General features: G+C 66.5%; 15 protein-coding genes. 13 read left to right on the plus strand and 2 right to left on the minus strand.

Features of this window, described 5'->3' with window-relative positions:
- Positions 1-72: 72 nt before the first annotated feature.
- Complete coding sequence (locus tag PHA84_RS10025; protein ID WP_270887966.1) at positions 73-1,521, minus strand: APC family permease; 1,449 nt, start codon at positions 1,519-1,521, stop codon at positions 73-75.
- A gap of 460 nt (positions 1,522-1,981) precedes the next feature.
- On the opposite strand from PHA84_RS10025, the gene PHA84_RS10030 reads away from it, so the two are divergent.
- The 12 genes from PHA84_RS10030 (at position 1,982) to PHA84_RS10085 (ending at position 14,944) form a co-directional block, all read left to right on the plus strand.
- A complete protein-coding gene (locus tag PHA84_RS10030) occupies positions 1,982-3,649 on the plus strand; it encodes a choline dehydrogenase (protein ID WP_270887967.1) in 1,668 nt (555 codons plus the stop codon).
- A gap of 138 nt (positions 3,650-3,787) precedes the next feature.
- A complete protein-coding gene (locus PHA84_RS10035; protein ID WP_270887968.1) occupies positions 3,788-5,230 on the plus strand; it encodes an aldehyde dehydrogenase family protein in 1,443 nt (480 codons plus the stop codon).
- Between the two features lie 54 nt (positions 5,231-5,284).
- Positions 5,285-6,382 carry a zinc-binding dehydrogenase gene (locus tag PHA84_RS10040; RefSeq protein ID WP_270887969.1) on the plus strand — a complete coding sequence of 366 codons (1,098 nt, stop codon included), beginning with the start codon at positions 5,285-5,287 and terminating at the stop codon, positions 6,380-6,382.
- A 211-nt stretch (positions 6,383-6,593) separates the two neighbouring features.
- A complete protein-coding gene (locus PHA84_RS10045) occupies positions 6,594-7,709 on the plus strand; it encodes a nitronate monooxygenase (protein ID WP_270887970.1) in 1,116 nt (371 codons plus the stop codon).
- 36 nt (positions 7,710-7,745) lie between these two features.
- The gene (locus PHA84_RS10050) at positions 7,746-8,252 is read left to right on the plus strand and encodes an acyl-CoA thioesterase (RefSeq protein ID WP_270888334.1); all 507 of its coding nucleotides are present in this window, start codon (positions 7,746-7,748) and stop codon (positions 8,250-8,252) included.
- A gap of 177 nt (positions 8,253-8,429) precedes the next feature.
- Positions 8,430-9,689, plus strand: coding sequence for an NAD(P)/FAD-dependent oxidoreductase (locus PHA84_RS10055; RefSeq protein WP_270888335.1), 1,260 nt, complete (start codon positions 8,430-8,432; stop codon positions 9,687-9,689).
- A 20-nt stretch (positions 9,690-9,709) separates the two neighbouring features.
- Positions 9,710-10,309, plus strand: coding sequence for a CoxG family protein (locus PHA84_RS10060; protein WP_270887971.1), 600 nt, complete (start codon positions 9,710-9,712; stop codon positions 10,307-10,309).
- Between the two features lies 1 nt (position 10,310).
- Positions 10,311-10,838, plus strand: a complete 528-nt coding sequence (locus PHA84_RS10065; RefSeq protein WP_270887972.1) for a MaoC/PaaZ C-terminal domain-containing protein — start codon at positions 10,311-10,313, stop codon at positions 10,836-10,838.
- 34 nt (positions 10,839-10,872) lie between these two features.
- The gene (locus PHA84_RS10070) at positions 10,873-11,652 is read left to right on the plus strand and encodes an SDR family NAD(P)-dependent oxidoreductase (RefSeq protein ID WP_270887973.1); all 780 of its coding nucleotides are present in this window, start codon (positions 10,873-10,875) and stop codon (positions 11,650-11,652) included.
- 20 nt (positions 11,653-11,672) lie between these two features.
- The gene (locus tag PHA84_RS10075) at positions 11,673-13,217 is read left to right on the plus strand and encodes a class I adenylate-forming enzyme family protein (RefSeq protein WP_270888336.1); all 1,545 of its coding nucleotides are present in this window, start codon (positions 11,673-11,675) and stop codon (positions 13,215-13,217) included.
- Positions 13,218-13,250: 33 nt separating this feature from the next.
- A complete protein-coding gene (locus tag PHA84_RS10080) occupies positions 13,251-14,105 on the plus strand; it encodes a citryl-CoA lyase (RefSeq protein ID WP_270888337.1) in 855 nt (284 codons plus the stop codon).
- Complete coding sequence (locus tag PHA84_RS10085) at positions 14,102-14,944, plus strand: polysaccharide deacetylase family protein (RefSeq protein WP_270887974.1); 843 nt, start codon at positions 14,102-14,104, stop codon at positions 14,942-14,944. The genes PHA84_RS10080 and PHA84_RS10085 overlap by 4 nt, the downstream gene beginning before the upstream one ends.
- Positions 14,945-14,988: 44 nt before the next feature.
- Here the strand turns inward: PHA84_RS10085 and PHA84_RS10090 are convergent, their stop codons facing one another.
- The gene (locus tag PHA84_RS10090; RefSeq protein ID WP_270887975.1) at positions 14,989-16,650 is read right to left on the minus strand and encodes a PucR family transcriptional regulator; all 1,662 of its coding nucleotides are present in this window, start codon (positions 16,648-16,650) and stop codon (positions 14,989-14,991) included.
- Between the two features lie 284 nt (positions 16,651-16,934).
- On the opposite strand from PHA84_RS10090, the gene PHA84_RS10095 reads away from it, so the two are divergent.
- The gene (locus tag PHA84_RS10095) at positions 16,935-18,152 is read left to right on the plus strand and encodes an NAD(P)/FAD-dependent oxidoreductase (protein WP_270887976.1); all 1,218 of its coding nucleotides are present in this window, start codon (positions 16,935-16,937) and stop codon (positions 18,150-18,152) included.
- Positions 18,153-18,255 lie beyond the last annotated feature (103 nt).

The following is an 18,255-nucleotide window of genomic DNA, read 5'->3' on the forward strand; positions in this document are numbered from 1 at the left end:
GCGTCAGGTGACGTGACCTGATGGACCGTCCTTCCGGCGATGGACGGGCTGCCGGTCCGCTGGCTTCCGGCCTCACTGACGCCCGATGCGCTGGTACACGTCCGGCCGCGACCTGCGGTACACCATCGCCATGAGGACACCCGCCCCGAAGATCGCGACGATAACGACGAGGAGCCAGTTCGAGAGCGCGTCGGAACCACCGGTGAGAACCTTGAAGTTCTTCACGCCGAGCACGAGCGTCGTGCCGAGTCCGAGCGCCGCGAGAACCGGCAGGACAATCCGGTGAAGTGCCGTCTCTCGCGTGCCGACCGAACGCATGTAGCGCATCACGGCTGCATTGCTCGCGAAGAAGACGATCAAGGCCGCGATCGACGCGATTCCCAGGATCGCGGCGTAGAACGCGTACGGGTCGATGTGCAGGGCGACGATCGGAACGAAGATGAGCGCCGTTGCGATGGTCACCCACAGGGAGGCGACATGCGGCGAGCCCTGACGCCTGTGTATGCCGGACAAGGCGCGAGGAAGGATGCCGTCAGCGCTCAGGTTGAACGCGTAGCGCGCCGCGACGTTGTGGGCGGTCAGCAGGACGGCGAATGAGCTGGTGTTGACGAGAGCGTGGGCGGCGTCCGCGGTGAACTTGCCGCTGAACTGGCTGATGCTCGCGTGGATCGCCCCTTCCGGGTCAGCGGCGGCTGTCGCGACAGCATGGTCGACGCCCAGGGAGCTGATGAAGAGCCAAGCCGTCACCGTGTACACGATCCCGGCGGCAGCGATCACGCCATACGTCGCCTGCGGGATGGTGCGGTCCGGGTTGCGTACCTCGTCGCGGAACAGCACGGCGACCTCGAAGCCGCCGAACATGCCCATAGCGAACAGCATGCCGATGGGGAATGACCCGTTGAAAATGTGGCTGGGAGAGAGCGGCGCGGTACTCAGCCCTCCAGGACCGCCGCCGTGGAGCACCACACCGAGGTCGAACACCGCGACGACGACCAGTTCGCAGAACAGCAGGATGGTGGTCAGCTTGGCCGAGAAGTCGATGCGCAGATATCCGAAGATGGCGGTCAGCAGCCAGAAGACCGCGCCCCACACGTACCATGGGGCCTTCGGCCCGTGGAGGGTGTCGGTCACGAGCGCGCCCAGGACGATGCCTCCGAACGCGACCGTGCCCGCCGCGACCGCGAAGTACGCCGCGAGCATGATGAGACCCGAGCCGAGGCCGATCTCTCGTCCCAGGCCGGCGGTGATGAAGGAGTAGAAGGCGCCCGGACGAGGAAGCCTCTTCGACATGCGGATGAAGCCGTCGGCGAACGCGGCGAGGATCACGCCGGAGATCACGAATACGAGCGGCGTTCCGATGCCGTTCCCGACGATCAGCATCACGGGGATGACGCCGATGACCACGACCAGGGGTGCGTTGTAGGCCATGATGCTGAAGAAGAGCTCCAGGGTGCCGAGGTTCCCGTGGAGGCGGGGTCCCGTCCCGTGTTCGGCGACAGTGGGGATCGTTTTGGTGTCCACTCCGGTTTCCCTTTCGTGCGGGTCTACGGCCAGGACGCTTGCTCGCTCGAGCCTTCGCGATCCTGGCGGCTGTGGCCCGCAATCCACCGGTGCTGCGGGTTCGCCCAGTGTGGGGAGGCCTCTCTGAGCCGGGCCAGTGGCGTGATTACCACGTCGCCGGGCGGCTGCTGGTATTTCACCAGCGTACGATCGTGCAGTGGTCAGACGCAACGGCGTCGACGCGCGTCATGACGGTCCGACCGGGGCAAGTTGTCCCGAAATGGGACGTCGAGTGTCCCCGTCGTGCGCGCCGCTAAGGCGCCCGTGCCGCGAGGTGTGATGGGCGCGACTACCTAGGCGGGGCGCGTTCCTTCGGCAAATTCACAGTGGAGATCTGCAGTTCGGCCGGTCAGGGTAGTCGCGAGTCAGCATTCCAGCAGGCCGCGCGATCGATCGGCTGGCCGCCACGAGGAACGGAAAGATGCCACTTATGGAGCGCAGCTACGACTACATCATCGTCGGTGGCGGTTCAGCGGGCTGTGTGCTGGCGAACCGCCTGACAGCTGATGGGCAGGCCCGAGTCCTCGTCCTGGAGGCCGGCCACCGCTATTCCCGGTTCGACTATCCGGTGCGCGTGCCGGCCGCGTTCCTCTTCGTCATGGGCAACCGCTTCTACGACTGGCGCTACAGGTCCGAGCCGGAGCCGATGCTGGGGAACCGGCAGATCGAGCACTACCGCGGCAGGCTCATGGGAGGCAGCAGCTGCATGAACGGCATGTTCTTCCAGCGTGCCAACCCCCTCGTCTACGAAAGCTGGGGCCAGGCGCCCGGCATGGAGTCGTGGGACTACGCCCACACCCTTCCCTACTTCAAGCGCATCGAGCGCTTCGTGGGCACCGATCCGACCGGGCTCTACCGCGGACGGTCAGGGCCGATTCCGGTTCACCGCCACAAGGTCGAGAACCCCCTGTTCGGGGCCTTGTTCGAGGCGGCGAGCCAGGCCGGCCACGAGGTGGTCGAGGATGTCAACGGCTATCGCCAAGAGGGCTTCGGTCCGTTCGACTCGAACATCGAGAACGGCGAGCGCTATGACGCCGCACGCACCTACATCGCTCCGGTCCGGCACCGGAAGAACCTTGAGGTGATGACGGGCGCGCTCGTGAGCCGGGTGGTCTTCGAGGGCAAGCGCGCGATCGGTGTGGAGCTCCGCTCGAGGCGTGAGGGCACGACCGTGGTTCGCGGCGGCGAGGTCATCCTGGCCGGTGGCGCGTTCAACTCACCACAGCTGCTGCAGCTCTCCGGTGTGGGCAACGCGCCGGAGCTGAGCAAGCTCGGTATCGAGGTCGTCGAGGACCTGCCGGGCGTCGGCGAGAACCTGCAGGACCATCTGGAGGCCTTCGTCATGTACGCCTGCACCCAGCCGGTCTCCATGGCGGGCATCCTCCGCAAGCGGACGTGGCCCAGCACCGGCCTCAAGTGGCTCACTCGGCGAAGCGGACCGGCAGCGACCAACCACTTCGAGGCCGGCGGCTTCATCCGTTCGAACGACGACGCCCCCATGCCCAACCAGATGTTGACGATGCTTCCACTCGGCGTCAGGAACGACGGAACTGCGGCGCCTACGCCGCATTCGTACCAGATCAACCTGGGTCCGCAGCAGCCCGAGTCGGTCGGGCACGTGAGGCTCCGTGCCAACGACCCGTTCCAGGCCCCGGTACTCACGTTCAACTACCTGTCCACCGAGCGGGACCGTCGCGACTGGGTCGAGGGTGTCCAGCTCACTCGCGAGCTCCTCAACCAGCCCGCATTCGCGCCGTACAACGGTGGCGAGCTCTCCCCGGGACCGCAGGTCAAGACCGAGCAGGAGATTCTGGAGTGGGTCGCGCGCGATGCCGAGACCACATACCACCCCTGCGGGACCTGCAAGATGGGCACTGACGAGCACGCCGTGGTCGACCCGCAGACGATGCGTGTCCATGGTGTCGACGGCCTGCGGGTGGTCGACGCCTCTGTCATGCCCCGCATCCCGAACGCGAACCTCTACGCGCCCGTCATGATGATCGCCGAAAGAGCCGCGGACCTCATCCTCGGGAACGAGCCGCTGGCCCCTCAACATGTCGACTTCTACCGCCCGGCCGAGGTCTCATGACACGTGCGGGGACGCCTGAGATGGCGAGCACCCGCGTTGGATGCCGAGTTGGCCGCTCTTATGGCCCACCGCCCTGATGCTTCCCGAGACCGCCCAGAGCGCCTCGGGTTGGTTCGAACCGAAGAACGGAGAAGGAACATGAGCACCCCCACCACGACCGGACACACGGCGCAGGACTGGCTGGGTACGCCGGCGGACGCGGACATCTCGGTGGTGATCAACCCCGCGACTGAGCGTCCCATCGCGACGTATCGCAACGCGTCCACGGAGGACGTCCACGACGCCGTCATGCGAGCGTATGCCGCCAGGACGGACTGGGGCCGGACGCCGCCGGTGGACCGTGCGGAGATCCTCCTCAAGATCGCTGACGCGATCGAGCAGGAGGCGGAGGAGTTCGCGCGGATCGAGTCTGAGAATGTAGGCAAGCCGATCACGCATGCGCGAGACGAGATGCCGTGGGTGTGGGACGTGATCCGGTTCAGTGCCGGCGCAGCGCGTGTTTCCCACGCCCCTGCGGCCGGTGAGTATGCCAACGGGAGCACGTCGTGGCTCCGACGTGAACCGCTCGGCGTCGTCGGGCTGATCACCCCGTGGAACTACCCGCTGCTGATGGCAACCTGGAAGCTGGCGCCGGCCATAGCCGCCGGCAATGCCGTGGTGATCAAACCGTCCGAGCTGACGCCGGAGACGACGATCAGGCTGGTCGACCTCATGAATCGCTTCCTGCCACCAGGTGTGGTGAACCTGGTGCTGGGCGATGCGAATGCAGGAAGGGCGATCGTCGAGCACCCGAAGGTCCGCCTGGTAGCACTGACCGGCGACGTATCGACCGGAAAGGCGGTCGCGGCCAGCGCCGCTGCGACGTTGAAGCGGGCCAGCTTGGAGCTGGGAGGCAAGGCGCCAGTTCTGGTGTTCGCCGACAGCCCCGTGGCCCAGACAGCGCGAGACCTGGTCGAGTTCAGCTACGCGAACAGTGGCCAGGACTGCACGGCGGCCTGCCGCATCATCGTCGAAGACCGCGCATACGACGAGTTCCTGGATGCCTACGTCGCCGAGGTGCACAGGATCGCGGTAGGGGACCCCGGCGACGTAGAGACGACGATGGGCCCGCTCATCTCGGAACGGCAGCTGGAGCGCGTTGCCGGCTTCGTCGAGCGAGCCCGTGGCTATGGGGCGGTCGTCCGAACGGGCGGCGAGCGCCTGCCGCGCGCAGGCTGGTACTACGCGCCGACCGTCGTCACTGACATCGAGCAGAGCTCGGAGATCATCCAAAGGGAGGTCTTCGGGCCCGTCGTGACGGTCCAGCGCGGCCGCAACGACGACGAAATGCTGGCCATGGCGAACGGTGTCGACTACGGCCTCTCGGCGAGCGTGTGGACCACCAACCTGGCGCGGACGATGCGGTTCACCCGCGAGCTGGACTTCGGAACGGTGTGGGTGAACCAGCAGATCTTCACCGCGTCGGAGATGCCGTTCGGCGGCTTCCGGGACTCGGGCTACGGCAAGGAGCTCTCGGGCCATGGCCTGGACGAGTACTCGCAGTTCAAGCACGTCATGGTGAAGCCGGAGCTTGCGCCTTGAGGCGCGGCGTACGACTCCACACGAGGCGAAGGTCGACAAGTGCAGACTGATGTTGTGGTCCCTACTCGGATGCGGGCTGTCGTTCTCACCGGTCATGGTGGCATCGACCGCCTTGTCGCCCGGGACGATGTTCCGACACCGCAGCCGGGTCACGACGAGGTCGTCGTGCGTGTCGGAGCCTGCGGTCTCAACAACACTGACATCAACACGCGAACCGGGTGGTACGACTCCAAGGTCGAGTCGAGCGTCACGGAAGAGCTGGGACTTCACGGTCGGGACGACGGGGCCGCTGCGTCGTGGAACAAGAGCACCGTGACGTTCCCTCGGATCCAGGGCGCCGCCGTGGCAGGCGTGATCACTGCAGTGGGCGGGAGCGTGGAACCGTCGAGGATCGGGCAGCGGGTCCTGGTGGACCCCTCCGTCCGGGATCCTTCGCTTCCGCGACGAGCTCAGCTCGTCGAGTATCTGGGCAGTGAGCGGGATGGCGGGTTCGCGGAGTTCGTCGCCGTTCCTTCGGTGAACGCCCATGCCGTCGAGACTTCGCTGACCGACGCGGAGCTGGCGACCTTCCCCTGTTCGTACGACACCGCCGAGGAGATGCTCTCGCGCGCAGCCCTCGCGGCCGGTGAGACGATCCTGGTCACCGGCGCGGGAGGTGGAGTGGGAACGGCGCTCATCCAGCTGGCGCTGGTGCGCGGTGCCCAGGTTGTCGCTGTCGCAAGCCGGTCGAAGCAGCAACGGCTCGAGGCCCTCGGCGTCCACCATTTCGTTGCCAGGGACGAGGGCGATCTGCGAGCCTCCGTGGAACACCTGGTGGGCGAGCGCGGTGTTGATGTCGTCGCCGACGTGGTCGGCGGAAGCCTCTTCGGCCCGGTGCTGAAAGTCCTGCGTCGCGGTGGCCGGTACACCAGTTCTGGGGCTATCGGAGGACCCATGGCGGCAATGGACCTCCGGGACCTCATCTATAAGGACCTCGAGATGTACGGCATCACGAACCCGACCGCGGACACGTTCCGACGTCTGGTGCACCTCATCGAAGAGGGCCTTCTACGTCCCTTGCTTGACGCGGCCTACCCACTTGAGGATCTGCGGATGGCACAGGAGCAGCTGCTCAAGCGGGCGCACGTGGGAAAGCTGGTCGTGGTTCCATGACCAGTCGATGCTTCGGTCTGTGAAAACTTCTGTCTGACTGCCAGATGTTTCGCGATTGTCCCAATGGGCAGGCGAACAGGGTGCTTCTAACCTTGCGTGAAAGGCCGTGCCGGAGCGACCCACGAGCGGTTGCACCGCGGCCGACCGCTTCACGTCAAGCCAGGGCTCGAGCTACTCGATGCCATACCAACTCTGAGGGACAAGATTCACGATGAAGTCCAAAGTCGCCGAGAGCCTCGGCATCGAGCTCCCCATCTTTGCGTTCTCGCACTGCCGGGACGTCATTGCCGCCGTGACGAACGCTGGCGGCATGGGCGTTCTCGGAGCGGCATGGATGACTCCTGAGGAGCTCGACATGTCGATCGAGTGGCTCGAGAACGAGGTGAACGGCAAGCCGTTCGGCGTGGACCTGGTCTTTCCCGGCACCGGAGGCGACGAGAAGTCTCCTGAGGAGTACCTCGCGTCGATCCCTGCTGAGTACCTGAGCTTCGTACAGCACATGCTGGACGACGGTGGACTCAGTGACCTCACACCTGAAGACCGCGATGAGTACATGGCCGAGAACGCCCGGAAGATGGCCATGACCAACAAGAAGAGCCGCGACCAGCTCGACGTCACCCTGGCTCGTCCTTCGGTGAGCCTCATCGTGGGTGCTCTGGGCTTGACTCCGGACTGGGTCGTCAAGGACGCACACGCCCGCAACGTCCAGGTGGGGGCGCTCGTGGGCACGGGGCGGCACGCAGCCAAGCAGGTCGAGGCCGGAGTCGACGTGCTGGTCGCCCAGGGCACCGAGGCGGGCGGCAGTGTCGGTGACGTCGCCTCGATGGTGTTGTGGCCGCAGGTCGTGGAGGCCGCCGCCGGCGTCCCTGTGCTGGCCGCGGGCGGCATCTCGCGAGGGTCGCAGATCCTCGCCGCACTTTCGATGGGCTGCCAAGGGGTGTGGCTCGGCTCTCTGTGGCTCGGCACCGCCGAGAGTGAGCTCAGTCTCGAGGCACGCGAGAAGCTCTTCGCTGCCAGCTCGGACGACGCCGTCCTGGCCAACGTCATGACCGGCAAGCAGGGCCGCATGCTGCGCACCAAGTATGTGGAGACGTGGCGCGCCTCAGACTCACCGGCTCCGCTCACGTGGCCCATGCAGTCGATCTTGAACGGCTACTCCTACAAGCGCGCGGAAAGAGCGAAGGACCTGGACTACTGGACCTACGCCGTCGGGCAGGTCGTGGGGGACATGAAGGGGCACACCACCGTCAAGCGCGAGATCGAACGGATGCTCAACGAGTACGGAGATGCCCTCGAGCAGCTACTGGAGGTCACGGATCTCGGCTAGCTCGCTCAAGCCATTGTGGAGAGAGACGTGAAAGCGATGGTCGACAACCGGATCGACGAGCCGGACGCCCTGCTCCGGGGTGACGCGACGGCCTACGAAGCGGGCGCGGCGCCCAGCGCGAGGGTCGTCTACCGCCACCGAGTCCGGTACCACGAGGCGGATGCCCAGGGGTTCCTCTTCAACAGTCGCTTCCTCGAGCTCGCCGATGTCGCGATGACCGAGTACTTTCGCGCTCTGGGGTTCCCCTACCTCGCCCTCGTGGCGGCCGGCGCTGACCCGTCCGTCGTCCGCGCGGACCTCACGTTCATGGCGCCAGCGCGTTTCGAGGACGACCTGTCGGTCTCGGCGACCTGTGTGCGGGTCGGTACGTCGAGCTTTGTGCTGGCCATGGAGGTATGGCGTGACCACAGCAGGCTGGCGGAGCTGACCCTGACCTACGTCAACGTCGATCCCGTATCCGCGACATCGCGACCGCTTCCCGAGCCTGTGGCCGAAGCGCTGGTGCGCGATCGCGGTAGATCGGCACCCAGGTTGGCAAAATGACGATGATCTGGCCGATCCACGATAATTCGGACGATGCGGCTGTGGTCGATCCAGCCCCATGCTGTCCGTGTGGGTTGGGACGCAGCCGAGCGTCGACCTGACCCCAGCTCTCCGGCGTCGCCGCAGCAGCTTTCCCTCCTGGCTTCACCATCACAATGCAGTAAGGACGTGACCAAGATGTCGGTCAACGCATCGAGTGCCCAGTCGGTCACTCGGCCGGAGAGTGTCATCATCGTCGGCGCTGGGATCATCGGTGCCTCGACGGCCCTGTACCTGGCGCGCGAGGGCGTGAGCGTGACACTGGTCGACCAGCACTCGATCGGCTGGGGCGCCTCCGGCCGCAACGCCGGCTACATCTCGATGCTGAGCCGGGCTCCGGGAGCGGAGCTGGAGCTGGCGCAGCTCTCACGCAGCCTCTATCCGCAGCTGGCCGACGAGATTGACGACTTCGAGTTCCAGGCCAACGGTGCGGTGGTGTTCTACTACGAGGACCAGCTCCCGTTGATCGACGGCTTCGTCGCACGCCGCACGGCGGACGGGCTGCCGATGGAGATCGTCGACGGCGACCGTGCCCGCGAGCTCTGTCCGCTGCTTCCCGAGGACGTCGTGGGTGCCATCCACTCCAAGAGCGACTGCTACATCCATCCCGGCAAGTTCACCGAGGCGCTCGTCGCCGCGGCAGTGAAGGAAGGCGCCAACGTCGTCTTCGCGGACGGGCTCGGCCTCGAGCTCCGCGACGGCCGCTGCGTCGGGGTCGATACCAGCGAGGGCCTGCTCACGGCGGACGCGGTCGCGGTCTGCACCGGCTCCTGGACCTCCCAGCTGCTCGCCAAGGCGGGGCTGCCGTTCCATCTGGTCCATCTACGGATGCAGATGGCGCAGACCGCACCGGTCGAGGACACCCGCTTCGACGTCGCGGTATACGGCCCGAGCCTGTTCCACGAGTACGCGTTCGTCCGGGAGCTTCCGGGATACGACGACGATCTCGTTCTGCACCCCCTGCAGCACATCATGCCGGAGGTCGGCCTGCTGGAGCTGGTGTGCCAGCGTGCCGATGGGCGCCTTTGGCTCGGCTGCCCGATCGAGTTCGTCGACGGCCCCGACGACTCCCAGGAGCCCACCGTCGCAGGCATGGCGCAGACGTTCGCAGTTCTTGGGGACCACATCCCGGCGCTGCAGCACCTTCCGGTCGAGCGGATCTGGGCCGGGATCGCGCCGCAGACGGGTGACGGAAAGCCGGTCCTCTCCAAGGTCCCTTCGCTGCCCGGACTCTTCATCGGCGCGGGACATGCCTACGGCGCAACGGTCGGTCCTGGCAGCGGTCGCGTCCTGGCCGACCTGGTGCTCGGCCAGGAGCCGTCGATCGACGCGGAGCCCTTCCGCTACGACCGTGCCGTCATCACCGAGGGCGTATCTCGCTCAGTCACGCTCGGCTGACCTACAGAAATGGACCAAGCATGACCAGCACTCGACGCGCCGACTGGAGCAAGCGCACGGCGAAGAAGCCTCCGGGCGCGGAGGTCGCACTGGAAGATGTTCTCGAGCTTCCGGTGACACCTCAGACGGCATGGAGGCGGCTCGATGACGTCCCCCTCGTCGCTGCCTGCATCCCCGGCCTCGACCCGGCCACCCTCGTCGACATGGGCCAGGGCGTCTACCGAGCCACCATGACCAACACCGTCATGGGGATCACCGCGAACTGGGACCTCGAAGCGACGATCAGGCCGCTCGCCGCCACAAAGACCCTGAGCGTCCAGCTTCGCGGCGAGGACCCGAAGATGAGGATGAAGCTCGACGGCCATGCTGACGTGGTCGTGACCTCGGGGGCCGATGGCGGTGCGCTCCTGCGCTACGAGGCGCAGCTTCGTGTCGAAGGCAGCCTCGCCGCGATGGGCGGTCCAGTGATCCGCACGATCCTGGCTGACACCATCACGCAGTTCGTCCAGGTCGTCAGCGGCGAGGACGCCAGCCCCCGTCGCTCCCTACTGGGCCGCCTGCTCGACCGCCTGACCCAGCGCTGGCGCCGGATCTTCAACGTCGCGGAAGGACGTGCCTGAGATGACCGCCTCGCACGCGCAAACAGCGCTACACGCCAGGGGACTCTTCCTGGACGAGTTCACCGTCGGCCAACGGTGGGTCACGGCGGCTCGCACGATCACCGAGACTGACCTGGTCACGTTCGCCGGCTGGTCGGGTGACTACAACCCCCTGCATACCGACGAGGAGTTCGCTCGCAGCACTGCCTTCGGCGGACGGATCTTTCACGGTCCTGGAGTCTTCTCCGTCGCCATCGGACTGGAGTCGCGCCTCGGCCTCAAGGACGGGACGGCGCTGGCGTTCCTGGGGATGAACTGGAGCCTGTCCGGACCGGTCCGCATCGGCGACACGATCCGCGTCGTCCAGACGGTCGCCGAGGTGAGGCCCTCGCGGTCCAAACCCGACCGAGGGGTCGTGACCTTCGATGTGGAGGTCAGGAACCAGCACGACGAGGTCTGTCAGCACGGTCAGTGGTTGGTGATGTTCCGACGTGAGGACTTTGCCGACCGCGGCGCGACCCAGGCAGCCGCCGGTTTCCGGCCCTCGTGATGTACCGACGCAGCTCGAGCTCAGGAGTTTCCTTGTGACCACCCGCACTGTCGCGATCACCGGAGCCGGCTCTGGCATCGGCCAAGCCATCACGAAGGCCTTCCTGGACGAGAGCTACGAGGTTTTCGCCAGCGACATCTCCCAAGCCCGGCTGGAGGCCACTGCTGAGGCCCTAGGCCAGCCGAACAATCTCAACGTACGGGTCGTCGACGTCAGCGACTATGCGGCCGTGGACGCCTTCGTCGAGGAAGCGAGCAAGCACAATGGCGTTCTGGACGCCATGGTGAACTCCGCGGGCGTGTTCGACGGCTATGCCGATGTCCAGGAGACGACCCCCGACCTATGGCAGAAGATCATCGGGATCAACCTGGGCGGAGCCTTCCACGGCTGTCGGGCAGCGGCCCTGCGGATGATCGAACAGGGCTCAGGTCGGATCATCACGATCGGCTCCGTCGCAGGTCAGCGTGGCGCCGCAGACGGTCTCTCGTACGTGGCATCGAAGGCCGGCATCGAAGGCATGAACCGACGCCTTGCCATCGATGTGGGGCCGCACAACGTCACCGCCAACGTCGTAGCCCCCGGCGTCATCAGGACCAGCCTGCGAGCCACCTCCGAGGAGGTTCTGGGCGAGATGGTCCCCACGCAGCAACGTGGCATCGGTGTGTCGCCCGAGATCATGGACTTCCTGATCCCGGCGAAGCGCTCGGCTGGCCCTGATGAGGTCGCCGGCCTCGTCGTGTTCCTCGCCTCGGAGTCAGCCGGCTACATCAACGGCCAGGTCATCGCCGTTGATGGCGGCTGGTCCGCGACCTGACGGGCGGTGTGCGGCGGATGATGGTTGACGGAGCCGATCCCATCTTGGACAGCTGCGCGGCAGCGTTCAGGCGTTCGGTGCGGCGCCACGCGGATCGCGTGGCGGTCGTCGACGGAGACGTAAGGCTGACGTACCAACAGCTACAGCATGAGGTCGAGCGTCGTGCCAGCGCCCTGCGGCGGGCGGGGCTCCAGGCCGGCCATCGGGTCGCTCTCGTGGCGGAGAGCTCCATCCAGTTCCTGGCTACGGCCCTTGCCGTCTGGGATGGGGGTGGTGTCCTGGTCACGATCTACCCGTCGAGCGGCCATGACGACCTCGCCTACGCGCTCACGTGCAGCGATCCGGTCCTGGTGGTCCTCGGACCGCAGGTCGACCATGGCCTTGTCCGCCGCATCGCCCCGAACGTTCCGGTGGTGGACATCGAGCCATTTGCGCCAACAGCGGTGAGACTCGACACGACCCCGAACCCCGCAGATCTTCGGGAGCCGCTCGAGCTGATCTGCTTCTCGTCCGGCACCACCAGCCGACCCAAGGCCATCATGGTAAGCGGTCGCACGTTGGTGAACTGTGCCCTGACCTACTCAGAGGTCTGGCACCTCGACGCCGCGGACTGCGGCGTCGTGTGCCTCCCGATGTCGTGGCTCTATGGCCTGGCGAGCACCTCGATGGCGCTGCTGTTCTCCGGAGCGACCGTCGTCGTGGTTCGGCGAGCTCGCCCCGAGCCGCTGCTTGACGCTATCGCCGCCAACAGGGCGACCTTCGTCGCCGGTGTCACAGCGACCTTCGCGAAGCTGGTTCGGCATCTCGAGGAAGCTGGTTCCCGGGTCCTCTCCACCAGCTCCCTGCGGCTGTGCATCTCGGGTGGCGAAGCTCGCAACGAAGGAGTGTTCCAGCGCTGGGCGGATCTGACCGGCGTCTCTGTCCTGGACGCCTACTGCGCCTCCGAGTGTCTCCCTCTCGTCACCTACGACCCGACCACGGACCCCGTGCCGCGTCCCGGCTCGGCAGGCAAGCTGGTGCCTCGGGCGAAACTCAGGGTCGTCGGCCCGGACGGAAGCGACGTTCCCCCAGGCGTGGTGGGGGAGGGCCTGTCCTCCGGACCGGGTCTGATGCTCGGCTACTGGCGAGAGCCTGAGCTGACGGCCGAGGCGCTGACGGACGATGGCTGGTACCGCACCAAGGACCTCCTTCGGATCGATGAAGAGGGGTACGTCCACGTCGTCGGACGCCTGTCGGACCTCATCATCCGCGGCGGCGTCAACATCTCGCCGGCCGAGGTGGAGCACACGATCCGGACGTGCGACGACGTCGAGGACGTAGCTGTCGTGGGGCTTCCGGACGACGTCTACGGCCAGCGAGTGGTCGCGGCAGTCGTCGGGCGACCGCAGCTGGATCTCGGCGTCCTGCGCGAGCAGGTCGCGGCACGGCTCAGTGGCTACAAGGTCCCCAGCGACTTCGTCGCCGTGGAGGCACTTCCGGTGAGCTCGACCACTGGCAAGACCAAGCGGAGTGCTGTGGCGGAGATGCTCTCCGCGCGATCTCCGAACCCGTTCACGACGAGCTGACCGGACAACGGTAACGAGGAGGCAACGGTGGCAATGTACGACGCCCCCTACTGGGCCACGCACGTCAGCACCGTCAGCGACGACAAGGTCTCGATTCGGGGGTACGACCTCGAGTCCATCCTTGGCGCCGGCCTGCCGTTCACCGCGGCTACGTACCTGCTGATCCGCGGCCGGCTGCCGACGCCGTCACAGGTACGCACGCTCGATGCGGCGCTCAGCGCGGTGCTGGACTTCGGGCTCGAGAAACCTGGGACGGTCGCCGCTCGGTTCGCGGTGTCGGCGAACCCGAGCGTCCCTGCCGGGCTTGCTGCCGCCTGCCTCTCCGTGGGCGCCCATACCTTGGCGACCGAAGGGACGGGCCGGTATGTCGCGGACCTGCACCGGCGATTTCAGGACTCTGGCGAGGACCTCGGGCGGTTTGCCGATGCAGAGGTACGTCGCCTGCGTGCCGAGGGGGAGCGGATCCCGGGCCTGGGGCATCCGGTGTTCAAGCGGGTCGATCCGCGGGCTGCTGCCCTGAAGAAGGTCGCCGCCGCCGAGGGTTGCTGGCCACAGGCGGGGGCCACGTACGAAGCGGTGCATGCGTCATTCACCGCCATCCCGGGCAAGGCGGACATCTGCATCAACGACGTCGGGGTATTGGCAGTCGTCCTCCTGGGCCTCGGCTTCACTCCCGAGGAAGGGACCGGGCTGGCCATCCTGTCGACCCTGCCGGGCGTGATTGCGCACATCTCCGAGGAGCTTGCGGATGGTAGGCGGATCCGGGTCGTGCCTCGAGCCGATGTCGCCTACGACCCCGCCTGCACCCGAGACATCGACGCGGATCGCGCTCTGGCGGGGTGGGCAGCCGACTGGACTCCCGTGGCGGAGAGTGTGACGCCCGCATGACCGTCGCCATGCCGGAGGGAAAGCGGCTCGCAGTCTGTCTCAGCCCGGACTTCGACGCCCAGAGCGTCTGGCTCGCCACGTTCCAGTCGCAGTCGCAGTCGCTGATGTCACGTGGCGAGTTCGGTGCAGAGGTGGGGGCGCCCCGGTTGCTGGACCTCCTGCGCCGGTACGGCATCACGACCACCTGGTGCATCCCGACCCACACCATGCTCACCTTTCCGCACGCGCTGGAGCGGGTTCTGGCGGACGGGCACGAGGTCGCGGCCCACGGCGTCTACCACGAGTACATCCCGAAGCTTCAGCTGGACGAGGAGCGTGAGCTTCTTGCGGTGCAGGTCGAGCAGCACCAGCGCTTGGTCGGGCGCCCGCCGCGCGGCTACCGTTCACCGGCACTCGACATCACCGACCACACGCTGGCTCTGCTGGCCGAGTTCGGGTTCCACTGGGACTCATCGCTCATGGGCCGCGACTTCACGCCCTACCATCCTCGTATGGTCGTGGACTTCGACCTACGGAAGGGCAATAGCTTCGGCCCTCCCAGCGAGGTCCTGGAGCTGCCGGTCTCGTGGGTACTGGACGACTTTCCAGAGCTCGAGTCGTTCAAGGGCAGCCCGCTCATGCAAAGCAACGACGCCGTGCTGTCGCGGTGGATCGACAGCTTCGACTTCGCCTACGAGAGCTGCCCGGGTGGAGTGATGACGTGGACCTTGCACCCACAGACCATCGGACGTGCCCACAATCTGGTGATGCTCCAGCGGTTCGTCGACCACGTCGCATCGCACTCGGGAGTGTGGTTCCCGACACTGTCCGAGGTGTTCGACGCGTACCAGCCCTCGTAGGCCGCCCGAGCGCAGGGCACCCGGTGCTCCTGCGGCGCTCTCTGCTAGGGGCGTTCGGGACTCAGGACCACGCCGAGCTGCTCGAGCGACGGGTCCGAGTAGCCATGGAACTGATGCGGCGCATCGACATCCACCGGACGTTCTGCGGCGCCTCGCACGGTTGGGACGTTCGTCGTTCCCATCTCGTGCTCGAGGGCAGTGGACGCCAAGAAGAGCGAAGAGAAGGTCGCCGGCTCGCGCAGCGAGACGTTCAGGAGCTCCTCGATCTTCGCCAGCCGATAGCGCAGTGAGTTGTGATGGATGCTGAGCGCGTCCGCGGCGGCATTCATGTTCTGGCTGTGCCTGAAGTAGGCGCTCAACCCTTCCAGTAGTGCTGGGCGGTCGACGAGCGGACGCAGGAAGTCGCGCGCCCAGACGCCCATGCGCTCCACACCGACTTCCGAGAACAGGCGCATGGCGAAGTCGAAGTCCTCATAGCCAAGTACCCGCGGCCCTCGGGGACCGCGTTGCAGCGTCCGTATCGCCAGCCTTGCATCACCGTGCGACAGGGGTATCTCTCCAATACTCAGGGCGACCCGTCCGACGCCAATGAGGGTGTTCGGTATCGAAGGGGAGGCGACAACGGCCCGCTTCAACATCGCCGGTGAGCATTGCACCGCCACGACGAGGTGTCGCTCGCGGCGGCTGAGGAGGTGAGGGATCGACGCATCTCGTAGGGCCTGCGCCAGGTCCTCGGCGGTTGCCTCGAGAGCCGGGGCTCCCCGGGCGGTCGGTGCAGCGCGAAGTGGCTTCAGGATGGCGATGCGGACCCCTTCGGCGACGTTGAGGCCGAAGCTGGCGGCCCGTCCGGCAAGATCTGGGTCGTCAGGTACCCTGCGTAACGCCAGGGCTTCTTCGAGAACCGCCGCCTTGATCGCTCGTTCCTGCTGGCGTGCCACAAGAGTCATGCGGTAGCAGGCTTCGACAAGCGCCGCGGCAACGTGTACGGCGGCGGCGGAGTACTGGTCCGGAAAATCCGAACGTCGACTCGTCACGATCAGCCAGCCGATGTACTCGCCGGGCCGGTCAGGATCGTGAATCTTGTCCGCAACACCCCTCCAGCCGTCGACGTCGAGCATCTGGCTGTCGGCCCCGGTCCGCGAGATCTCCTCGAACAGCAGGGATAGCGGGACCGGCCCGGTGGCGTGGAGCGACCGGCCCTGCTTGTCCACGAGAGCGACGTGCGCGTTACTGGCGCTGCGCAGTCGTCCCAGGAGGGCAGGGAGAGGTTCCGAAGCCGCCAGCGCCTGCGTCAGCGAGCGTTGGAGAGTCGCCAGACGTCGTGTGACGTTCTCGGCCGGCGCTCCTGCGGCCCGCGAGACGGCGAGCACGACGTCGGCCGGGTCGACCGTTCCACCCGCCTCGAGAACCGTGTGTCGCCCTGCCAGCCTCTGCAGCTCAGGCGTCGGCAGGGGAGACGGTGACGTCAGTACCAGAATGCGCTGGGGCTCGTCGGGCAAGCGCGACAACAAGGCCTGAAGCTCGTCCCCTTCTTCTCCGTTCGCCACGACCAGGATCACCTGCGGGTCCGGTGCGAGCGCGCGCCCCGCCCAGATGCTCGCACCGGCGACCGGCAGGGCGAGCGAGTCCTCTCGCTCCACCAGCACCTTGGCCTCCGGGCCGAGCTCGGTGAGAACCACGCCGAGGGAAGGGGGCATGAGCGTCATCAGGGTGTGCTTCCCGGACTGGGGTGGGGTTGAGGGATCCCACAACCCTAGGCGAACCGGCGTGTACCTGCTTAGGAGATGTCATAGTCACTATGGCGTACGGTTGTGAACTTCACAATGAGCTTGTGCGCGTTGGTGCGTAGCGTTCGAGCATGGCTCACTATCGGTGGCAAGGCGTTGACGACTGAACCGTCGCTCGGCGCCACCCACCGCGTGGGCGCCACACATCGCAGGGAGTACGGCGCTCGGGGCACAGGGGGCCGAACTGTGGGAAGGAAGCCTTGATGAGCAGCGATAGCGTTCTCGCGAACACCGACATCGTGGTGGTCGGTGCCGGTCTCTCTGGGTTGTGTACCGCGTGGGAGCTGCGTCAGCGTGGGTTCGGTGTGGTTGTGGTCGAACAGCGGTTCCCCGCATACGGCGCCTCTGGCCGCAACCCCGGCGCGCTGTGGCTTCAGACGAGGCGATCCGGCCTCGAGCTCGGCCTTGCCCGACATGGGAAGAGGAAGTACGAGGAGTACGTCAGCATCGTCGGCGATGTCTTCGACTATCGCTGCGAAGGAGGCCTGTTCTTCTTCGAGACAGAAGAGCAGGGTGCGGTCCTGCAGTCCTACGTGCAGGACCGCCGCGCCGCCGGGCTGGAGATCGAGATGCTGGACCACGCCGCGGCGGCCAAGAAGTCGAGAGTCCTTCCACGCAGTGCGATCGGCGCTGTCTTCTGCGCCGACGACGCGCAGGTGGACTCCTTGCAGTTCATCTCGGCGATCGAGGCAGCCTGTATCAGAGCCGGCGTCCGCGTGTTCCGCAACACTGCCGTCCTGACGACGCTGCGTGACCGTGACCAGGCGATCGGTGTCCGAACGGTGCGCGGTGATGTGCTCGCCTCGGGAGTCGTCTGGGCCACCGGGGCCTGGGCCAAGACCCTGATCTCTGAAGGCATCCACGTTCCGGTCCAGACGGTCCGCATCGGACAGCTCATGATGCAGCCGGTGGAGACTGGGACCACCCCACTGCTTCACGGCCCACAGGGTGTCCACGGAAGCGGTGCGCTGGTGGAGCTTGCGGACTTCGACCCGGAGGCGTTCGCGACGCCCCTGAGCGGAGAGGGCGACGGGGCCTACGAGTCGTACAACGACACCGCCATGCTGAACCGCGCCGGAGCGCTCTACGTCGGCCACAGCATTGACGGGCGCGGCTCTCTCAACCCGCACATCAGCCTGGCGTCGACGAACGTCATGGCGGCACTTGCCGCGGAGCGATATCCCTCGTACTCCGACCATGGCGTCACCGGCCTTTGGGCTGGGTTGGGCAGTGAGACCCCGGACCAGCTGCCCATCGTCGGTCGGATCGACTCGATCTATCTCAATGTGGGGCACGACTGGGGCGTCTCGAGTGCCCCCGCCTGCGCAGAGGTGCTCGCCGCGATCGTTGCAGGTGAGACGAACGAGTTCGGCGCTGCGCTTGCACCGGACCGCGCTGCGCTGCAAGGCGCCACCGACTGACGAACACGGTGCGTCAGAAGAACTCCAAGCGGTGGGCCGGCCTGGCAGAAGGTGACCAATGTGCCGCCGGCCTCTCCGCGGCTAGCGTCAACACCGCTAGTCC

Origin of the sequence: Pedococcus sp. 5OH_020 (assembly GCF_027812955.1) — a bacterium.
Taxonomy (GTDB): Bacteria; Actinomycetota; Actinomycetes; order Actinomycetales; family Dermatophilaceae; genus Pedococcus.